We start from the raw sequence: 21187 nt of genomic DNA, 5'->3' as shown, positions 1-21187 counted from the left end.
CTGTGAACGATTAGATACATTAAACGTAAGCCACAAAATTCAATCTCGCAAATTTGCGAGTTAAGTTTTGTTCTAAAGTTGAATGCCGTTGATTTAGTAAGAAAAGTCGAATGCTGTATGCGTAAGAAAGAGGGGGGTATACGTTAAAAATTTATCATGTTCGATAATCAAATAACCCAGTTGGCACCTAAAATAGATACCAACCAGGTAAGAGTGTTAAACAATAATAAATGCGTTTAACTGTCTTCTATAGGCGTGTTTTCAGTAATTGGCACAGTGTTAACGTCAGTATCTAAGCTTTCTACAGCGTTGCGCACACCTGCGGCGTAGTCTGGATGAACCTTTTCTAACACAGCGTACCAGCGTTCTTTTACGCTATCAGAGCATGGGCCCATCGCAGCAGCGTAGTTTTTGTATAACCGTTCTTTTTGATCGTCAGAGAACATTTCGTACAGCTTGCGCGGCTGCACGTAATCGACATCTACATCATCTTGATGATATCTGTCGGCATCTCCATCAATACGAAGCGGCGGCTCTTTCACTGAAAAATCTGCGACTGGGCCTTCGTATTGATTAGGTTCGTAATAGGCATCTGGATTACCAAAATCGTTGGTAAAGAAGCGCATCGAACCGTCTTTATGATAGTGATTCACTTTACTGTTTTTGGGTGCATTAGCAGGCAGAGCCTCGTAATGCGTGCCCAAACGATAACGATGTGCATCAGCATATGAGAAGATACGTGCTTGAAGCATTTTATCAGGGCTGAAACCAATACCAGGAACAACATTAGACGGGCTGAACGCTGCGTTTTCAATCATTTGAAAGTAGTTCTCTGGATTTCTATTCATTTCCAGTTCGCCTACTTCAATGAGGGGGTAGTCATCGTGCGGCCATACTTTAGTTAGGTCAAATGGGTTATAGCTTTGTTGACCTGCCTCTTCTTCTGGCATGGCCTGAATGTACATTGTCCACTTCGGAAACTTTCCTTCCTCAATAGCGTTGTAAAGCTCTTCTTGATACTTTTCTCTTGTGCTGCCAATGATGTTCTCAGACGTTTCATTGGTATAGTTCTTAATGCCTTGTTGCGTTTTGAAGTGAAATTTAACCCAGTGACGCTTGCCTTCTTTATTCCACATACTGAACGTGTGACTGCCATAGCCGTTCATGTGCATGGGCGATACCGGAATACCTCGGTCCGACATTAGAATGGTAACTTGATGTACACTTTCTGGCTGAGCAGCCCAAAAGTCAAACATGGCTTCTGGAGAGCGCAGGTTCGTCTTTGGATGGCGTTTTTGCGTGCGAATGAAATCTGGAAATTTAAAGCCGTCGCGAATGAAGAAGATAGGGGTGTTATTACCTACCATATCCCAGTTGCCTTGCTGAGTGTAAAATTTTAAGCTAAAGCCTCGCACGTCACGCTCTGTATCTGCTGCACCAGATTCACCAGCTACTGTAGACCAGCGACTTAGGACTTCTGTCTGTTTACCTACTTCTGAGAATAAGTCTGCACATGTATAGTCGGTAATGTCATGTGTGACAGTAAACGTGCCTTGCGCCCCCCAGCCTTTTGCGTGTACCACGCGCTCTGGAATTCGTTCACGGTTTTGATGCGCCAACTTTTCGATAAGTTGGTAATCTTGTAAGAGGGCGGGGCCACGTTCTCCGGCCGTTTTAGTAGTTTCGTTACTTACTACAGGGGCGCCTGCAGATGTGGTTAATTGAGGTTTTTTAGACATACAAATACTCCTTTCATTTGCTTCTTTTGAAAGCCAAACGTCCATTAACATCATGTGTGCTTGACTCATGACATGCTTTTGCTACGCATGGCTAAATGAAAGGGTTTACAACTTTCTATATATATCTATAAAAACAATGAATCTTAATAAGCATACCTACCTATTGAAGACACATCTTCTGGTGTTTACTCTAAATTAACAAATTTAATAACCGCGTTTAAGGAAGTGTATGAATTTTGCGGAGTTTGCAGCATCAAGAAAAAGTACTCGAGGGTTTACTAAACAGCCGGTAACTAAGGAAACAGTAGACGCCATTATTAACGCAGCGAAGTGGGCGCCGTCGTCATACAATACGCAAACGTGGAAAATACATGCAGTGACTGGTGATGTGTTAGATAAAATTCGCGAGGGTAACACGAAGAATACATTAGAAGGAAAACCCCACGTCAGAGATTTCCCATATAAAGAAGATTACCAAGGCATTCATCGCCAGCGCCAAATTGATGTAGCTATACAGCTTTTTGACGTGATGGGAATTGCTCGCGAAGACAAAGAAAAGCGCATGGATTGGATGATGCGAGGCTTTAGGCAGTTTGATGCACCGGTTTCATTGGTGCTGACTTACGACAAGTCTTTAGAGCCAGCAGGGATCACACAATTTGGGTTAGGTTCGCTGGCGTATGGCATCGTGTTAGCTGCCTGGGATTTAGGGCTTGGTTGCGTTATCAATGGTCAAGGCATAATGCAGTCTGACGTAGTTCATAAATACGCCAATATTCCAGATGATGAAGCCATTATGATTTGTATCGCGTTGGGCTATCCAGATCCAGACTTTCCAGCAAATGAAGTTCGTTCAACACGCGCCGACAACGAAGAATTTGTAACGTACCACGGCTTTTAGTGTATTGACCCTATGCGTCGTGCTCTCGATAGCGCAACGGTTGTACTTCTTTACAAGAATTACTAGTCTGTCCCGTAAACTGCGCTAATAAGGAGCATGCGAAGTGAAATTCTTAGTTTTTCTAGGTACCGTACGAGACAGTACGCCTCCAAGACCAGCAAGACTTGGGCTTCGAGTCGCCAAAGCCATATTGAATTGGGGCAAAGACAATATGGCTGATCACGAGTTTGAACTGATAGATCCTTTAGATTATTCAACTGGTGAAGTATTCAAGCCTCATTTTTCCTATGCCCAAGGGAAAGCGCCCGAAGCGTTATCAACGCTGGCTGAAAAAATAAAATCTGCCGACGGGTATGTAATGGTAAGCCCCGAGTACAACCACTCAATGAGCCCTGCGTTGGCAAATTTACTTAACCATTTTGGCAGCTCTTTATATTCATTCAAACCCAGCGTAATTGCCACTTATTCCGCGGGACAGTGGGGCGGTATGCGTGCGGCCGTTGGAATGCGCACCTTTCTGTCTGAGCTTGGATGTCTGCCTGTTTCTGCAATGATCCATGTGCCTCATGCACAAGATGCATTTGATGAGGAAGGTTTTGCTAACAATCAGAAAGAAGAAAGCTGGAGAGCTTATTTTGGACGGGCGCTTAGTCAGATGCAGTGGTGGTCTGAAGCGGCAGTAAATCACCGTCAAAATAAAGACCCTTTCGAATTGTCAAAAGTGTTTAAATCATCGCCTACGCAAAGAAATATATCGTAATGAGGCGGTGCAAATCGTTTGTTGCTTCTCTTATTGGCAACTTGTAGATGGCATATACCTAGTAAAACTCATTCGCTTCAGTGCAAGAAATCGAGCAAGAAAGCCGTGTTAAACTAAGTAAGGCGCTTATAAAAAAGACAGCATAACCCAGTGGGTATGCTGTCTTTAATATCAATAATTATCTTTCGTCTGATGGTGCATAGCGCTCTAACCAATGAGCGTAAGGCGCGGGCATTACCCAAGACGGTTTTTCAACACCTAGCTTCTTCGCTGCAAAGTAGGTCCAATGTGGGTTGGTAAGGTGCATTCTACCTACCATCACAACGTCAAGTTGCTGTTTCTCAACGGTGTCGTTAGCAAGTTCTGGCGTGTCTACACCCCAAGCTGTCGCAACGGGTATACCAGCTTCATCGCGTACGCGTTTAGCGATAGGTGCTAAGAATGCCGGTCCCCAAGGAATATTGGCATTGGGTGTGTTAAAACCAACGCTAACACTTACAAAATCAGCTCCAATTTCTTTAAACTGTTTTATAAGCTCGATAGATTCGCTTAGTGTTTGCTCGTCATCACCATCGTATTCGATAACGCCAAAGCGCACAGTCAGCGGAAGGTTTTCTGGCCATACTTCGCGCACTGCGCTTAGTGTCTCAAGTAAGAAGCGTCCGCGACCTTGAGCATCACCGCCGTATTCGTCGGTTCGCTTATTAGCATGTTTCGAGAAAAAGCTTTGGGCTAAATAACCGTGTGCGAAATGCAGTTCAAGCCATTCATACCCAGCTTCAAGCGCACGTTCTGCGCCCTTAACGAAGTCAGCCTTAACGCGCTCAATGTCGGCTTTAGTCATTTCGGTAGGTGTTACTGGCAGGTGCGCGCCAAATGCTTCTGCAGAAGGGCCAATGGGCTGCCAACCATTTTCTTCGCTTGGCTGAATGTGGTCGTCGCCTTCCCAAGGGCGGTTAGCACTGGCTTTTCGCCCAGCGTGAGCAATTTGAATTCCGGCAACCGCGCCTTGGCTTTTAATACGTTCTGCGATGTTCTTCAGGCCACTGACGTGTTCGTCTTTCCAAATGCCTAAGCAGTTAGGAGTAATGCGCCCCTCTGGAGAGACCGCTGTTGCCTCGACAATAACAAGTCCAGCGCCACCACGGGCGAACGACTGATAGTTTGCTTCATGCCACTGGTTAGTAAAGCCGTCTTCTGCCGAATATTGGCACATAGGCGGTACAGCAATACGATTGCGAAGCGTCACATCTTTTAACGAAAACTGTTCAAATAGTGCAGTCATACTTCTCTCAAATTAAGATAAAAAATAAAAAGAGCCCAGTCGATGCTGGGCACTTAAATGTTGAAAAAGCATATGCGAGGTGCGTCATATGCAACCAGGCTTATGCTGCTAGAGTTAAAATTTCGCGCGCTTTTTCCAGGTCGATATCACCATGCTCACCAAGGGCTGTTAAACCGTTGCGCTCTAAGTTGGCGATAAGACCATCAATTGCAGACTTTTCTATGTTGTAGTCAGACAAGCGGGTTTTAACCTGCATAGTTTCAAAAAAGTCTTGTACAGCTTTAATGGTTAAGTCGATGGCTTTTTCTTTGTCATCTTCTTTAATGCCGAACACGCGCTCGCCTAGCTGTAGTATTTTTTCCTGCTTCTTGTCGCGCTGTACAAACATCAACGATGGCAATACGATAGCTAGAGTTACAGCGTGGTCTAAACCATGGAGTGCTGTTAGCTCGTGGCCTATCATGTGTGTGCCCCAGTCTTGCGGTACACCTTTGCCTATTAAACCGTTAAGCGCCATTGTTGCTGACCACATTACATTTGCACGTACGTCGTAATCTTCAGGTGTTGCTAGGGCTTTAGGGCCTTCCTGAACTAAGGTTTGTAAAATACCTTCTGCAAAGCGGTCTTGAAGCGGTGCGTTTACCGGGTAAGTTAAGTACTGCTCAATTACGTGAACAAATGCATCAACTACACCATTGGAAACCTGACGAGGCGGCAGTGAATACGTGAACTCAGGATCAAGCACAGCAAACACTGGCTGTACTGTTTCCGATGAAAACGCGCGTTTCTGTGACGTTTCTTTTCTGTTTACTACCGAGTTGCCGTTACTTTCAGAGCCTGTTGCAGGTAACGTAAGCACTGCGCCAATAGGTAATGGGTTTTCAAACGCAGCCCCTTTAACTAATATGTCCCACGGATCGCCTTCAAAGTTTACTGCCGCTGCAACGAATTTCGCGCCGTCAATAACACTTCCGCCGCCTACTGCAAGAATGAAGTTAACGTCGTTTTCTCGGGCCACATTTACCGCTTTCATCAAAGTCTCGAATTCTGGGTTGGGTTCAACGCCTTCAAATTCAATAACGTCAGCGCCTTCGAGCGCGGCATTTACTTTATCGTAAATACCATTTTTCTTAATTGATCCGCCGCCATATAGGAAGAGAACTTTTGCTTGTTTTGGCAAACGTGAAGACACTTCACTTAGTTGACCTTTGCCGAACAAAATTTCGGTTTGATTTTTAAATGTAAAATTAAGCATAGTGTTGCCTGTCCTTAATTAGTTTGTGAATTTAACTGTTGTAAAAGCTTTTCAGCTAGCAGTTCGTCAGAAAATGGGTTTTGGCCTGTAATAAGTTCACGGTCTACTACTACATGTGGCGCCCACATTTCTTTGTATTCCATTTTTCCGCCCGCTTGCGCCATGGCATCAGCTGGGTAGTACAAAAGCGTTGCATTATCTAAAGTGCTTTCAAAATACTCTTCCTCTGGCGTCGAGAAGATTGTCATTTTATAGCCTTCATAAATCCAACTGTCAGATGTGGCCTGCTTATTGGTTTTCAATGCCAGTTCAAATCTCTGTGGGTTAGATTGACCAGAAAGTAAGGCGATTGGGCCATGGCAGATAGCGGCAGTAGGTTTTCCTTCACTGTGAAAGTGAGACAAAATCTCACCCACTTGAGGGTTGTTTGCAAGGTCGATAAGCGGTGCATGACCGCCAGGAATAAATACACCTTCAAACTCATCAAGCCCTTGTGCAATCACTTCGCTTAGTGACAGCGTGTCATTAATGCCTTCTATCGACGCTACAAACGTTTGAATATCGCGCATCTGCGATTCGCCGCCATCAAAGTACTGCGGAATTACGGACTTTTTATCGACTGATGGCGCATTGCCTTTTGGTGTTGCTAGTACTAGCTTGTAGCCCGCGTCTACCAGCGCTTTGGCCGGCACGCCAAACTCGTTAAGGTAGTAACCTGTGGGTTCTGTTTTACCTTCTGCAAGCTGCATGACATTTTCGCTGGAAAGGAGTACCAGTATTTCACCTTTACTTACTTTGGACGTTTGAACGTCATCGGCATACGCCGATTGTAACAACCCTGTGATGATCGCAAGTGATAGAATTGATGATGATGTTTTCATGTGCATTTCCTGTCGCATTTGAAAGTGCGTGCATCTTAGAGCGCTTGGTATGAAAGCAGAAGTCAGATAAATTATGACGAGTCATCAAAAATCTGATGGGTAGAGGGGTTATGTCTTACTTAACACAGTTAAAAACGTTCGTAGAAGTCTATCGGAGCGGCAACATTACTCGTGCTGCAGCACGCCTTCATATGTCACAGCCTGCGGTAACTTCACATATTCAGGCTATGGAGCATATTGTCGGAAAAGAGCTGTTCGTGCGAAAAGCAAGGGGCGTAGAGCCAACGGCAATTGCTGATGATTTAGCGCTACAAGTGGCCAGCCATATAGATACCTTGGAACAAAAAGTAGCATCTATACGAAGTCGGGCGTCAACCGACCATGGCACCTTACATTTAGCTGGGCCAGCAGAATATTTGAGTTTTGTGGCAGGCCCTGCACTGGCCAATTTACTTCAAGCAGACAAAGTGAACTTGGTTATTCATACGGGTAATAAAAACAACACTTATCAACTGTTAGAAGATGATGTTGCTGAACTCGCAATTACCGCCTCTGAGCCAACTGATGCTATGTATGAATATCAGATGTTAGACAAAGAGCGTTTAATTTTAGTGATGAACCGGGTTCAAGGTAAATTAATTGGCGATAAAGAGATTACGGCGTCATTGTTGAATCAGCACAAAGTAGTGAGCTATGACGAGCAACTTCCGCTTATTCGCCGTTATTTTTCAGAAGTGTTTAATGCACCATGCGAGTCGCCTGTAGCTGCAATATGCCCAGACATTCGCGCAATAAGCAGTATCATAAAGGCTGGAATAGGCTATTCCGTGTTGCCAGATTACCTTTGTAAAGAAGCCATTGCTAAAGGTGAGCTTATTCCGCTTGGAAAGAGCGGGCCTGAAAACGAAATCTATCTTGTTTGGAAGAAGGGGGCACTGCGACATCCTAGAGTCGACTTTGCAAAAGACGTCATAATGGCATTCGCTAACATTAATTATCTAGCGAGCTATCCAGACTAATGAGAGCGCTGAGTACGACACGTCTAAAAATTGTGTCGTACTCAATGAAGGAAGTGTTGGTGAGGGGGGAAATTAAAACGTGCCCACTACCTTTACTTGACTATCAACTTTGCTTTCATCGATAAAGCCAATAGTATTTGGATTTGTCGCCACAAGCTTTAACATTTCGTCTTCAGTCTCAATCATTTCAGGCGGTGTGCCGCGTCCGGTAAAAACGAGCTTCGACCAAAATGCAGAGTACTGCGATTCTGACTTCCCTAAAACACTGTTGTTAAAAGCGTCTCTAGCAGCATTGCCTTGCTCAAACGTAAGTGGGATCGCTCGGCTACCATCTGGGAATGCTTTCACTTTTCCGAGGTAAATCTTTTTGACCGTGTCGAGATCTATCCCCGAGTTGTTGCTAGCATTTACAATCACGGCAGTACCCGCGTAAAGTGGTGCCGAAAAAATTAAGAACAGAGCTGCAATTATCTTCATTGATATTACCTTCAATCGTCACTCTGCGTACTGAGTCGTTTAATTATCAAACTGCAGTGCAGAGCCATTGTTACTATAGGGCAAATCACCCTTCGTGAAGTATAACCAAGATTAGCAATTTGTCGCACTTCAACAAAAGATGAATTTTAAAGTGGAGGACACGTTTAGAGATGGCAAAACCCAATGCAAAAGGTCCAGTGAGAACCGTGCAGATTTTCTGCGCTAAATGTAAATTCCAGCTTCTTAAGTATCGAAAAGGGGGGAAGGGCGCGTTGGTAAAATGCTTCAAAGAGCGAATTGTTGAAGACTTCACAGTTGATGAAGGTATTTGCCCATCGTGTAGCGTTCAGTTTGCCAGAAATGCAATGATTCGAGGGGCTCCAGCGCTAAAGATAGTGGGCGGTAAAGTGCAAATGAAATAAACAGCCTTCAGCAGTGTGTTGAGCTTATACAAACATTGAAGCATAGATAGTTGATAATTTTGACGTCTTGTTTCGAAAATCTATATCGCCTGCAAATGTAGTTGCGTCGCTAACGGTGTTACACGTCTTTTCTCGCAGAGATCTCCTCTTATCTATAGGTTAGAAACGGTTCTTTTAACCTTCAATCAGTAATTCACAGTGTGGCATAACGAACAGAAGGCCTACCTTGCGCGCAACAGGGTTATCACTACATTAAGCAGCACCTAATAATTGCCCTTTTTTTGTGCATTTAAGGTGTAACATGCACTAGGTTACAGCATGAAAATGTTTCAAAACTGAAACAACTTAGTTATGTGACAAATCAACTTTCCCTGTACCGAAGTTCAGTAGAGTTAAACAATAAGTAAACTTATTTTAAAGCTGTAAGTTGTTGTTATATAAAGTACATGACGTTTTTATTATTATTTTCTTTAAATGCTTGCTGCGAATACGTATGTATAAGAATTTATACCTTCCTTATACAAAAAAGCGGAAAGCAAAATGATTAATGAGGGTAACACACAAAAGTATAAGCTGAAGCATTCAGCTAAGGTAGTTAACGCGTTGTTGGCAGGGGCATTGTCACTTGGCGTTGTTTCGATTAACGCTTCGGCAGATACGCTTTGGCAAGAAGATTTTGAAGCCGCTGAGCTTCAAAACAAAGGCGCAACTGGCTCGAATCCTGACGGGGCCATTCTAAACCTTGAAGGCGTTGAGCGTTGGTCAATTGATGTTTCAGCAGGTCAATTATCTGCAACTGATGATTGGTTTCGGGTAGAAAACGGCGCCATGCAAGCTCGTGACGTCGACGGCGAAGTGGTGTGGTTGAGTGAATCAATTGATATCAATGGCGCGGGCGATGTCACTATCAATGCAGTACTTTCGCAAAGCGGTGGTTTTGAATCGACAGATTATATCGACGTATTTTACTCATTAGATGGCGGAGCTTTTGAGCTAATAACCCTCACTGAAGGGGCATCTAATACTGTAAACGATGACTTCGGAAGTGCCACTGTAAATGAAACAATTGGAAGTGGAAGTTCGTTAGTATTAAAAGTAGCTATGGCGAATAATGCTGGCGCAGAATATCTAAATTTAGACAGTATCTCAGTAAGCGGAGATGGCGGAGACAGCCCCGACAACGGTGGTGAACCTTCAAACGAACTGCTTTTCTTAAGCGGAACGTGCTTCAATTGCCCTGACCTAGAAGCGATTAATCTAGCAAGCAATTTTGTTGCAACAGACTATTACGCCGCATTAGATGCAGGTATAGCTAACGGCGATAGTGCACAAACACTGAAAGAAACAACGCACAACATCATTGAAAATGGTCATCGCACACTTTCATATTCTGAAGTATGGACAGCGCTTACCTATACTGATGAAGATCCTGCCAATACTGACAATGTTATCCTGATTTACAAAGGCTTATCGCAAGATAAGTTTACTAACGGAAGCGGTAGCCAAAGCACTAACCCAGACAACTGGAACCGTGAACACGTTTGGGCCAGCAGTCATGGATTCTCAAGCTCTAGCCTAACGGCTTATACTGATATCCTTCACTTACGTCCTTCAGACATTTCGATAAACAGCTCGCGTGGCAACTTAGATTTTGATTTTAGCGATGGCGAACTTGCTGAAGCGCCTGCGAACCGCGTTGATAGCGATTCTTTCGAGCCGCGGGACGCAGTTAAAGGCGACATTGCTCGCTCTATGCTTTATATGGATGTACGTTACGACGGCAATACTGCAGGTGATACGGAAGATGATTTGGTTTTGTTAAACCGCTTAACGTCTACCGATGAAGCCGCTTTCGGTAAGCTTTGCGTGCTGCTCCAGTGGCATGAAAACGATCCGGTGGATGAATTTGAAAGTCGTCGTAACGAAAGGGTTTATGAACTACAAGGTAATCGTAACCCATTCATTGATAAGCCTGAACTCGCTTCACTTATTTATAACGAAAGCTGCGACGGTACAGGTGGTGACACAGGTGGCGATACCGGTGGTGACACAGGCGGTGACACAGACGGTGATACAGCCCCATTTTCTAATAGCGTTTTCATTTCAGAATACATTGAGGGCGGTGGCTATAATAAAGCAATAGAGCTTTTCAATAGCTCGACTCAGCCTGTGAGCTTGTCTGGTTATGAGCTAGTTTTACTTTCGAACGGCGCTACTGCCGACGCCGACCGAAAAGTACTGGCGCTTGAGGGCGAAATTCCTGCAGGTGGCGTAGCAACATTTGCTCATGCCCAAGCTGATGCTTTACTTACCGGCGGTTCAACTCTTAGCAGTTTCGTAATGAACTTCAATGGCGACGATTACGTTGAGCTTGTTTACAACGGGCAAGTAGTAGATGCCCTGGGTACTTATGGGGTTGATACTGACTGGGGTAAAGATGTTACCTTGGTGCGTAAAAGCTCGGTAACAAGCGGTAACCCAAACCGCAACCCTGCGTTTACTCTTGACGAATGGGATAGCTTTGCAAAAGATACGCTAAGTAATTTTGGTTCTCACAATGGTTCAGTAAGTGAACCAACGGACCCAACGGACCCAACAGATCCAACCGACCCGACAGAGCCTACTGACCCAACCGATCCAATTGCTGAAGTAGTACTTATCAGCGCGATTCAAGGTGACGGCGAGGAATCAGCAATGACTGGCGCTGACGTCATTGTAGAGGCTGTGGTAACCAAAGTTGTGCCTGCCATGAGCGGTTTCTTTGTTCAGGAAGAAGCGAGTGATTCAGACGGTAACACAGCAACTTCTGAAGGTGTGTTTGTTTACGCAGGCTCATTTAACCTTCCGGAAGCAGGGGATGCGGTGCGTTTGCAAGGTACAGTAGGCGAGCGCTTCGGTGTAACCCAGTTAACCCTGTCTGCAGAACCTGAGGTTACGGGTGTAGGTAGTAATGTGCTTTACACACCTGTTGCTATGCCGTTTAGCCCTGATACTGATTTAGAAGCACTAGAGGGCATGCATATTAGTTTTGAGCAAACCCTTAAAGTCTCTGATATTTATAACCTTGGGCGCTATGGGCAGTTTAACGTGTCGTCACAACGCTTAATGATCCCTACTAATCAATTTGTAGCAGGTTCAGAAGAAGCGTTGGCATTAGCCGAAATTAATGCACGAAATACCTTGTTAGTAGACGATGGTGCGACGTCACAGAATTTGGATGATATTCCGTTCCCTGTAGGAGGTCTATCGCATAGCAATCCACTGCGCTTGGGTGATAGCGTTGAAGCGCTTGAAGGCGTTTTACATTATGCCTTTAGTGCATACAACCTTATTCCTGTAGGCGATATCCAAACGGTCCGCACTAACCCTCGTATTGCTGGCCCACAGCTAAATGCCATCGGTGATGTAAAAGTAGCTAGCTTTAATGTGCTCAATTACTTCAATGGCCCAGAGTTCCCGACCTCTCGGGGCGCAAGTTCACTTGATGAATTTGAGCGTCAGAAAGCGAAAACTATTGCAGCTATCGTAGCGATGAACGCTGATGTACTTGGCCTTGTTGAAATTGAAAATGATGGTTACGGCAGTGATTCTGCGATTGCGACATTAGTTGATAGCGTTAATGCAGAACTAGGTAGTGATGAGTACAGCTACGTTGCGTTAGAGTCTCTATTAGGCAGTGACGAAATAGCAGTAGGCATCATCTATAAACCTGCTGTGGTTTCACTACAAGGGAACCCTGTAACGTCATCCGATGCACCATTTGACTATGGTAACCGCCAGCCTTTACTACAAAGCTTCAGTGTAAACAGTAACGGCGGCGACTTTACCTTAGCAATAAACCACTTTAAGTCGAAAAGTTGTGGTGACGCAACAGGCAACAACGCAGACTCAGGAGACGGTCAAGGGTGTTGGAATGAACTGCGTACCCAAGCAGCACAAGGCTTAATTTCTCTTGTTGAGCAAAATAGTGATGTCTTGTCTGACCGCGTTATCGTAATGGGCGATTTAAATGCTTATGCGAAAGAAGAGCCTATCCTTGCGCTTGAAGAGGCTGGTTACAGTAACTTAGTTAACTTCTTCGATGGCGATAGCGCTTATTCGTATAGCTTCGGCGGCGAAGTAGGTTACTTAGATCATGCCTTATCAAGCCCTTCATTAACTGAATATGTGGTAGATGCAACGGTATGGCACATTAACGCTGACGAACCTCGGGTGTTCGACTATAACGTTGAGTATAAGACTGAAACCCAGCTTTCTAGTTACTACGGCGCCGATGCGTATCGCTCGTCAGATCACGACCCGGTAGTGGTAGTGCTTAACTTCCCAGAAGAAGTAACAGTTGGAGATTTTGATGGTGATAACGATGTCGATTACAACGATATCATGGCTTTCTATCAACTGTTCTTACAAGGGCAAGCGACGGGTGAAAACTTCGATTTTAACGGCGATGGCCAAATTAACTTCTTCGACATTCAGGCATTAATGGCGATGTGTACACGCGCTAACTGTGCAATTTAATTTTAGGAAAATAACAATGAAAAAATTCTTTTTACTATTAATGGCTGCCGCTACTTTCAATGCAAATGCAGCTCTAATTTCGATTACAACTGACAAAGATACTTATAATGTTGGCGAAACAATTACAGCAACAGTGAGAGCCTCAGAATTGTCAGAAAGTGGCGCTCAGACATATTTTTTTGGGTATGATATCGCTGTTTTATTTGATTCGTTGTTTGTAAGTTTTGACCCAACTACTGTAATGGATTTAGGTGCTATTGGGGTGCCACTTTTTGGGCCTCTCAACGATAGTTCAGCTGATTCAGCGTCACTAAGTAGTGCTACTTTTGGCCCTGTAGAGTTTTTTCAAGCTGGCAAAAATGAGGTGGACATTTTCTCGTTTGTTTTAGTTGCGCTAAGTAGTGGAAAAGTCGAACTTTCATTTTCTAAAGCTGAATTATCAAATAGTCTTGGGTCTAATTTATCCCTCGATACTCCTCAAGGCACAAGCTTTGAAATCGCTCAAGTATCTGCACCAGGTACCTTTGCGCTATCTCTTTTGGCCTTAGGTGGTATGTTTTTCGCTCGTAAGCGTGCGAAGTCGTAAACCTTAAATGCTAAAGTTTAAGCCCAGCCAAGTGCTGGGCTTTTTTATTTCTTTTGCTATTTACATGCGGCTGTAAATGAACCACACTGAATAAAAACACAATAAGTGCGCACCATGTTAGAAACCATTTCTTTTTCTCAACGCCAACGATTGGCCTATATCGACTTCTGCCTTTTGTTTAAAGGGGCCATACATCGCCAAGATTTAATCAATCGTTTTGAAGTGGGTTTATCGGCCGGCTCTCGTGACTTTACGCTGTATAAAGAACTCGCGCCTGATAACTTAATTTACGATCCAAGGGAAAAACGTTATTTCCAAACTGAAAGCTTCGTTCCGGTTTTTGAGCACGATGCAAAACGTACCTTGGTAAAGCTCGCCAACGATATATCGGACGGTTTCGATGCCATTGGCGATGTACATTTCCCGGTAGAAAGTGCCTCTTCCCTGAACGTACCTGATATTTTTGTGGTAGCTAAAGTAGTACAAGCCATAGTAAACAAAAAGGCAATGAGCGTTATTTATACGTCGCTGTCGAGTGGCAGCGGTGCCCGTGAGCTTGTGCCACACAGCATTGTTGATAACGGTCAGCGCTGGCATGTGCGCGCATTCGATAGAAAATCACACAGCTTTCGCGATTTTGTACTGACCAGAATTAGTAAGGTAACGGTCAAAGCGGAACCTGAAGCCCATGAGTGTATTGAGCATGACGAAGAGTGGGGAAGACTTATTTCCCTTGAAATCGTGCCCCACCCGAAAAATATTAAGTTTTCTACCGCGATAGAACTCGACTATGCGATGGAGGAGGGAGTACTTAAATTGGAAGTACGTGCAGCTATGGCCGGGTATTTACTTAGGCGTTGGAACGTTGACTGTACAAAACATGCGAGCCTGCGGACTGGTGAATATCAGCTTTGGCTTCGAAATCAACAAAATTTGGCAGACACTGACAACCTTGCTATAGCCCCAGGTTATATCGGAGAGCAAGAGGCTTACACCGTGTAGCAACCCTTTAAGTGGGTTGCGTTTACCGGTAAAGGGAAGCCGGCCCGCGGTATTGTCGGGCACCTCACCCAATATATTTCTTGATTGTAATTAACAAGGTGTCTTTATCCAATGGCTTAGCTAGAAAGTCGTTCATGCCTGCGGCCAAGCACTCTTCCTTGTCCTCGGCGAATGCATTAGCGGTTAGTGCTATGATGGGTGTGTTTGCTTGCATCGTTTTTCTTAAAATTGTGGAAGCTTCAATGCCTCCCATAATAGGCATATTGCAGTCCATAAGAATGAGGTCGAAGTTATGTCGTTTGCAAACTTCAACGGCATCGCTACCGTTTTTTACATGTAGATATTTATAGCCTTCTGTTTGCAATATCGCTTTAACAATCTCGGCGTTTATTTCATTGTCTTCAGCAAGCAATATTCGTTTTTTGTTATTGAGCGCTTGAATCTCTAGACGACTTACCGGCTTAGTTTCAATCAGTTTACTTAAGTCACTTTCTAGTTCACGTCGGTTAATGGGTTTAGCGTGCGTTTTCCAAATACTCGCTAGGATCTCGTGTTCATCTTCTAGCCTTTCTAACTCAGCGGATATTAAGATAACTTTTGGAAACTTAGTCGGTTTTAATGCTCTTAACTTATGGAGTAAATCGACGCCGCTCATCTCTGGCATAGAAAGATCAAGAATTATGACGTCGAAACTGAACGGGCTATCATCTAGAAACGCTTTAGCACTGTCATAACTACAAGGCTTAAGCGACATAGAAGCGACTACATGTTCAAAGTACTCGCGACTTGTTTGTAAGTCGTCAATAATTGCACAGCGCAAGTTGGTGTTAGGCACAATATCGATGTCTGGTAGCTGGGCTTCCTTAGATGGCATGGTGAAGGAGAATGTACTGCCTTGACCAACGAATGAAATAACGTTGATATCGCCACCCATTAAATTAGCTAACTGCTTCGCAATGCTTAAACCAAGGCCCGTGCCTCCAAACTCTCGCGTTGTGGATTGATCGGCTTGTTCAAACTTTTGGAATATATTTTCTAACTTAGACGCTGGGATCCCTATACCCGTATCGATAACATCGAAAATAAGCCTACTACCACTTTTATGTTGAGTATGAGTAACTTTCAGCGTAACAGAGCCTTCAGTGGTAAATTTGATGGCGTTACTTAATAAATTGTGCAGAATTTGAGAAATTCGCGTAATGTCGCCCTCTATCACATGAGGAAGATCCGAATCTTTCAAATAATGGAATTCGAGCCCCTTGCGTTGGCAATAAACACGCTGTAGCGATACCACATCGTCTAATACTTGCAACAAGTCGACCGGAGCCTTTTCTATTTTTATTTTGCCCGCTTCGATTTTTGATATGTCTAAAATGTCGTTAATTAAAACGAGGAGTTGTCGACCCGCAGTTTTCGCTTTTTTTAAGTACAAGTTACTTTTTTCTGGGTTATCAATGGCCAGCTCTATCATGCCAAACAACCCGTTCATCGGTGTACGTAACTCATGACTCATACTAGAAAGAAACTCTGATTTTGCCTTGCTCGCTTTTAATGCCTCTTCCGCTGCGTTTTGAGCTAATTGTTTTGACTGCTTCAAAGAATTTATAGAACGCCTAACCTGACGTTCCATAGGAAAGAAGATAAATACGACTTCAATGCTTAACAGAGCAAGCGTGGCTAGCCAAAGGTACATTTCAATAGTAAGAACAGTATCTACACGTGATGTCGCTTCCTGTTCAAATTGGCCCACGACCTCGTCTAACTGCTTCAAAAGTAAAGTTAGCTCTTTAATTGATAGAAGAGGAGGCGCATTACAAACGCCACCTTCACCCCGAGTTTTGGCTTCGCTTATAAAGCTTCTAACTTTTGAATCGAGTTGTCCTGTTTCAAAGTAAGCGTTGAAAGTCTTCGTTGAAAGCTGCTCCAACGATACAAGATAGTTATGGTTGTTTTCGAACGTGGAAAGATCTTGTTGTAAATAGCGCAGTTCTTGACTGTCTTCACATAATTTAGGTGACGTAGCAAGCATCGCTATGCGCTGCGATAGCATACGTTGTTGACCCGCAATATTGATGATTTTTGCATCTTGCTTTTGGTTTTTTATCAGTCCAGAGAGGATAAAAAAAGAAAGGGTGATCAGCGACGCTGTCAAAGCTAAAGCCGTGATGTAACGAAAACGTATGGACATAATAAAATGAAGTACACAATGGTAACTAAAAGATAATAGATGCCAAGTGGTTACGCAATGTGAGCAGGCAAATAGTTTCAAGTTCTCCAGGTTAAACCTGTTCACGATTTCTAATAATCCACTTTACTACGAATTTCCCGAAAGCGATTAATGCGTCACATTTCAAAATTTTTGTCGTTAAGCGTCTTTAATAAGTAGCGCAACAAATAATTCATAAACTGACTGAATGGTTGAGCTTTTTTGACTGGCTATTCAATAACGTCAATAAATGCAGTACTTCCGTAAGTTTTCTTTGTAAATTGTTTTGTTTTTTCTAGCCTTAGTGTCAATAAAGCTTCATTTCAGTGTCAATTGATTGTCACTAGAGTGTCACAAATGTCCGCCAGACTTTCTGCCCGCAAAGACCGTTTATTGAGGTAGCGCTTCTGCTTGCCTCTATTCAAAAACTTAAAATAAGTATAAGCAAGGAACCATAATGAAAAGCGAAACTCTTCGTGGAATTAAGTATTCAGCGATAGCACTGGCTGTAACACTAGGGATGACTGCCTGTTCACTAGAAGGTGATGACGGCGAAGATGGCGTACAAGGGCCGGTCGGCGAACAGGGTCCAATAGGTGAACAAGGCCCAGTGGGTGAACAAGGTCCCCAGGGTGATACAGCGGGCACACTAACACGTATTGCAACGGTTCCGCTTGGTGCAGAAGTTACCGGTATATTCTTAACGGATGAAGGTGACTTGTTTTTTAACGTCCAGCACCCTTCAGGCACTAACGCTGCAACGACAAGCGTTAACGATATGCCTATAAATACAGGTACCGTAGGCGTACTTGCAGGCGCAAACTTTAATAACTTGCCTGTTACATTACCAAATTCTCCAGTACCTAGCTCTGACGAAGAAAAAGAGCTGGTTATTTCTGCTATCGGTCAGTATCAAGTGCTAGGTCAAACCGGTGATACCTTTGGTTCTGACTTGCCGGAAGGCTTAGGTCATATTTACACACTTGATGGCGAAGAACTTGTTTTAGAAAACGATATGCCTGACTTTAACGGCTTTATTTCAACTGCCGAAGGCGAAGGGTACCTGTTCTCAAACTGGGAAGAACTACCTGGCGGTATGAGCCGCATGAAAGTAGAAAAAGATGAATTCGGTATGTGGGAAGTTACAGAAGCCATGATGCTGGATTTCTCACCAGTATGGGGCACGGCAGCAAACTGTTTCGGCTCGATGTCTCCTTGGGGTACACCGCTTACCTCTGAAGAGTGGGTAGTTGATTCGGAGGTGGATACCACAACGTCACCTAACTGGAACAACCCAGAAGCAGTATCTACAGATGCACGCTTAGGTCGCATGTGGCAAATGACAGCACCTGATGCACCAAACCCTTACAACTACGGCTACATTGCAGAAGTAACAGAGCCATTGGCTGATGAGCCGGTGATTGTTAAGCACTTCACGATGGGCCGTTATGAGCATGAAAATTCAACGGTAATGCCTGATGGAAAAACCGTTTATCTTTCTCAAGATGACACCGGCGGCGTACTATTTAAGTTTGTTGCTGACACGGCAGAAGACCTATCAGCAGGCACGCTTTACGGCGCTAAACTCACTCAAGATGTAGGGCAGAATGACCCAGCAACTACAGGGTTTGCCGTTGAGTGGGTAGAGCTAGCCAGTGGCGATAATATGACTATTCGCGCCTGGATTGATGAATATAACGGTATTGGTACCGACGATTACGTAGACGGGCAAAGCTCTTACATCACCATGGCAGACGTTCAGGCGTGGGCGGATGGTGATGCGACTTACCCAACGGTAGAAGAAGGCGGTTCAAGCGTAACGGCTGGTGAGCCAATGGATGACCGTGTTGCATTCCTAGAAAGTCGTGCGGCAGCGCGTCTCAAAGGTGCAACGGCAGAATGGAGAAAACTAGAAGGTATCTCTATTAACCAAAAACGTGCGCAAGAAGCCGTAGAAGGCGTTGATACCATCGAAGGTGAAGTCGTAGAAAATGCATACCTTTACATTGGCATTGCAGATATCGACAACACAATGATTGATGATGAAGGCGATATGCAGCTTTCTGCCCGCGTTAAAGATTGTGGTGGTGTTTATCGCGCCAAGCTGGAAGAAGGCTACAACATTTCTCGCATCGAACCTGTAGTGATGGGTGGTACGTACCGTTCAAGCTTAACAGGCGCAGAGCGTTGTGATGTAGAGCAGCTTTCTCAGCCAGATAACGTTGTGGTAATGAACGACGGCCGTATTCTTATCGGTGAAGACGGTTTCCAAGAAAACAACACGCTGTGGATGTATGAGCCAGCTGACAAGTAAGTTTTCTGTTTAATTTAATATTTGCCGGGTGTTTGTACACCCGGCTTTTGCCGTTGTGATGATTATGAAAATATCAAAAATAACCTCAAGTGCGGGCATTCTGCTTTCACTACTTATCAGTGCAGGGTGCACTGAAAACACGGATGCTGATTTAAGCAATCAATCAAATTCTAATGTAAGTGCAAGTAGCTATTCTACTAACGCGCAAGCGCCTTCATCGGCTCAGGCAAACGGCGACGGTGCGCATAGATATCCATATCAGGAAGGGGACGATATCCCTGCACTTGCGTATATTGAGCACAAAGAAGTGTATAACCCTGAATCGGTAATCCCGCCCCAGTGCTACACCAAAACAGAGGGCGTAAATAACCCTTGTTACGCATGTCACCAGAGCTATGATTCGATAGAAAAGCGCCCTAACCAAATGGGTGATGGTACATTGCAGGGTAACTATGAATTTTCCGATGTGGGGCTAACAAACAGCTGGAAGAATCTGTTTATTGACCGTACGTCGCTTATAGCGGGTATTGACGATGCCACAATTAAAAAATACGTAGAACAAGACAACTACACCGCTTCGCTTAAAAAAGACGCCATGCCAGAGTACATGCGCATTGAAAACTTGAGCGCCGCTGACAAAGCCTTTGATAACGACGGTTTTGCTAAAGATGGCAGCGGGTGGGTATCATACAACTACAAACCCTTCCCAAGCACTTTCTGGCCGACCAACGGGTCGACGGGCGATGCCATGATCCGACTTCCGGAAAACTTTCAAACGCTAAATGGCGACTACAACAAAGCTATATACACATTAAACCTAAGCCTAGTTGAAATGGCACTTAAAGAGCTAGACACATTAACTATGGCGCCGGTTAATGAGGTAGCACTGAATATTGACATTAATCAAGACGGCAAGCTGTCAGAATCCGTAACTGAAGTTGCTCGTTCGTCGCATTACGTTGGCGATGCAAGTGTAGTTCCTCTAGCGCATATGCTGTACCCAGAGGGCACAGAGTTTTTGCATACCGTACGCTACATTGGCGTAGACGAAAACGGGAATATTTACAATGCGCCGCGTATGAAAGAAGTACGCTACATGAAAAAACATATGTTCAGAAGCAGAGAGAGTTTAGCCTCTGCCTACTATGCTGAAGCAAAAGACAAGCATTTTGAAAAGCTACCGCAAACCCGATATTTAGGTGAGAAAGGAATAGACAACGGCTTTGGATGGACGATAAACGGCTTCATTGAAAATGAACAGGGCGAGCTTCGCGCACAGCATGACCAAGAGCTTGCCTTTTGTAACGGTTGTCATAAAACAGTTGGGTCAACCTTCGACCAAACATTCTCATTTGCCCGTAAAGTACCTGGAAAAGCGGGATGGGGTTATATTGACCTGCGTGAAATTGAAGATGTGCCAAATATCAATGAAGAAAAAGGCGAATTCCTCACTTACATGGAACGCGTAGGCGGTGGCGACGAGTTTCGTCAAAACGGCGAAATGCTGGCTAAATGGTTCGACGAGAAAGGTATGGTTAAAGCGGAAGAAGTGCAGCGTGCCAAGTCAGTGTACGAAATCATTACGCCTTCGCCAGAGCGCGCATATGCGTTAAACAAAGCCTACTTAACCATAGTAAAAGAGCAAAGTTATTTGTTTGGCCGCGACGCAACGCTAACTAAGGCGACCAATGTGTTGAGTACTATTGATGCCGAGCAGCCACCACTAAAGCCTGAACATCGCTTCAAGTGGGATATGCGTCTGAACTGGCAACAAGAAAAGCCAAGCGCTAATGCAGAAGCGCGATAGGGCTTGTTCATTAAG

At 44.3% G+C, this 21187-nt stretch carries 15 protein-coding genes; 9 read left to right on the top strand and 6 right to left on the bottom strand.

The window, feature by feature from the left end; all coding sequences use genetic code 11:
- Positions 1–236 precede the first annotated feature (236 nt).
- The gene (locus tag E5672_RS14710) at positions 237–1739 is read right to left on the bottom strand and encodes a catalase (RefSeq protein ID WP_136782887.1); all 1503 of its coding nucleotides are present in this window, start codon (positions 1737–1739) and stop codon (positions 237–239) included.
- A gap of 229 nt (positions 1740–1968) precedes the next feature.
- On the opposite strand from E5672_RS14710, the gene E5672_RS14705 reads away from it, so the two are divergent.
- Both E5672_RS14705 and E5672_RS14700 read left to right on the top strand, forming a co-directional pair.
- On the top strand, positions 1969–2640 hold the full coding sequence (locus E5672_RS14705; RefSeq protein ID WP_136782886.1) for a nitroreductase: 672 nt from the start codon (positions 1969–1971) through the stop codon (positions 2638–2640).
- Between the two features lie 103 nt (positions 2641–2743).
- Positions 2744–3400, top strand: a complete 657-nt coding sequence (locus E5672_RS14700) for an NADPH-dependent FMN reductase (protein ID WP_136782885.1) — start codon at positions 2744–2746, stop codon at positions 3398–3400.
- Between the two features lie 178 nt (positions 3401–3578).
- On the opposite strand, the gene E5672_RS14695 is transcribed toward E5672_RS14700, so the two are convergent.
- The 3 genes from E5672_RS14695 to E5672_RS14685 form a co-directional block, all read right to left on the bottom strand.
- A complete protein-coding gene (locus tag E5672_RS14695; RefSeq protein ID WP_136782884.1) occupies positions 3579–4685 on the bottom strand; it encodes an NADH:flavin oxidoreductase/NADH oxidase in 1107 nt (368 codons plus the stop codon).
- A 100-nt stretch (positions 4686–4785) separates the two neighbouring features.
- Positions 4786–5940 carry an iron-containing alcohol dehydrogenase gene (locus tag E5672_RS14690; RefSeq protein ID WP_136782883.1) on the bottom strand — a complete coding sequence of 385 codons (1155 nt, stop codon included), beginning with the start codon at positions 5938–5940 and terminating at the stop codon, positions 4786–4788.
- A gap of 14 nt (positions 5941–5954) precedes the next feature.
- Positions 5955–6821 (bottom strand): type 1 glutamine amidotransferase domain-containing protein, encoded by an 867-nt coding sequence (locus E5672_RS14685; protein WP_136782882.1) that lies wholly within the window; start codon positions 6819–6821, stop codon positions 5955–5957.
- A gap of 110 nt (positions 6822–6931) precedes the next feature.
- Here E5672_RS14685 and E5672_RS14680 point away from each other — a divergent pair, with 110 nt between their 5' ends.
- Entirely contained in the window at positions 6932–7840 is a 909-nt protein-coding gene (locus E5672_RS14680) for a LysR family transcriptional regulator (RefSeq protein WP_136782881.1), read from the top strand.
- Between the two features lie 72 nt (positions 7841–7912).
- On the opposite strand, the gene E5672_RS14675 is transcribed toward E5672_RS14680, so the two are convergent.
- On the bottom strand, positions 7913–8317 hold the full coding sequence (locus E5672_RS14675; protein ID WP_136782880.1) for a type 2 periplasmic-binding domain-containing protein: 405 nt from the start codon (positions 8315–8317) through the stop codon (positions 7913–7915).
- A 170-nt stretch (positions 8318–8487) separates the two neighbouring features.
- On the opposite strand from E5672_RS14675, the gene E5672_RS14670 reads away from it, so the two are divergent.
- From E5672_RS14670 to E5672_RS14655, 4 genes are all read left to right on the top strand, one after another.
- Positions 8488–8739 (top strand): hypothetical protein, encoded by a 252-nt coding sequence (locus E5672_RS14670; protein ID WP_136782879.1) that lies wholly within the window; start codon positions 8488–8490, stop codon positions 8737–8739.
- Between the two features lie 540 nt (positions 8740–9279).
- On the top strand, positions 9280–13257 hold the full coding sequence (locus tag E5672_RS14665; protein WP_136782878.1) for an ExeM/NucH family extracellular endonuclease: 3978 nt from the start codon (positions 9280–9282) through the stop codon (positions 13255–13257).
- Between the two features lie 16 nt (positions 13258–13273).
- Positions 13274–13843 (top strand): hypothetical protein, encoded by a 570-nt coding sequence (locus tag E5672_RS14660; RefSeq protein ID WP_136782877.1) that lies wholly within the window; start codon positions 13274–13276, stop codon positions 13841–13843.
- Positions 13844–13957: 114 nt separating this feature from the next.
- Positions 13958–14845, top strand: coding sequence for a WYL domain-containing protein (locus E5672_RS14655; RefSeq protein ID WP_136782876.1), 888 nt, complete (start codon positions 13958–13960; stop codon positions 14843–14845).
- A gap of 64 nt (positions 14846–14909) precedes the next feature.
- On the opposite strand, the gene E5672_RS14650 is transcribed toward E5672_RS14655, so the two are convergent.
- Positions 14910–17033, bottom strand: coding sequence for a response regulator (locus E5672_RS14650; protein WP_136782875.1), 2124 nt, complete (start codon positions 17031–17033; stop codon positions 14910–14912).
- Between the two features lie 475 nt (positions 17034–17508).
- Here E5672_RS14650 and E5672_RS14645 point away from each other — a divergent pair, with 475 nt between their 5' ends.
- Both E5672_RS14645 and E5672_RS14640 read left to right on the top strand, forming a co-directional pair.
- The gene (locus tag E5672_RS14645; protein WP_136782874.1) at positions 17509–19365 is read left to right on the top strand and encodes an alkaline phosphatase PhoX; all 1857 of its coding nucleotides are present in this window, start codon (positions 17509–17511) and stop codon (positions 19363–19365) included.
- A gap of 64 nt (positions 19366–19429) precedes the next feature.
- Entirely contained in the window at positions 19430–21172 is a 1743-nt protein-coding gene (locus tag E5672_RS14640) for a hypothetical protein (RefSeq protein WP_136782873.1), read from the top strand.
- Positions 21173–21187 lie beyond the last annotated feature (15 nt).

It is taken from the genome of Alteromonas portus (assembly GCF_005117025.1).
GTDB classification, from domain to species: domain Bacteria; phylum Pseudomonadota; class Gammaproteobacteria; order Enterobacterales; family Alteromonadaceae; genus Alteromonas; species Alteromonas portus.
Note: the sequence above shows the minus strand (reverse complement) of the source record. Positions and strands in the feature narration are given on the sequence as shown.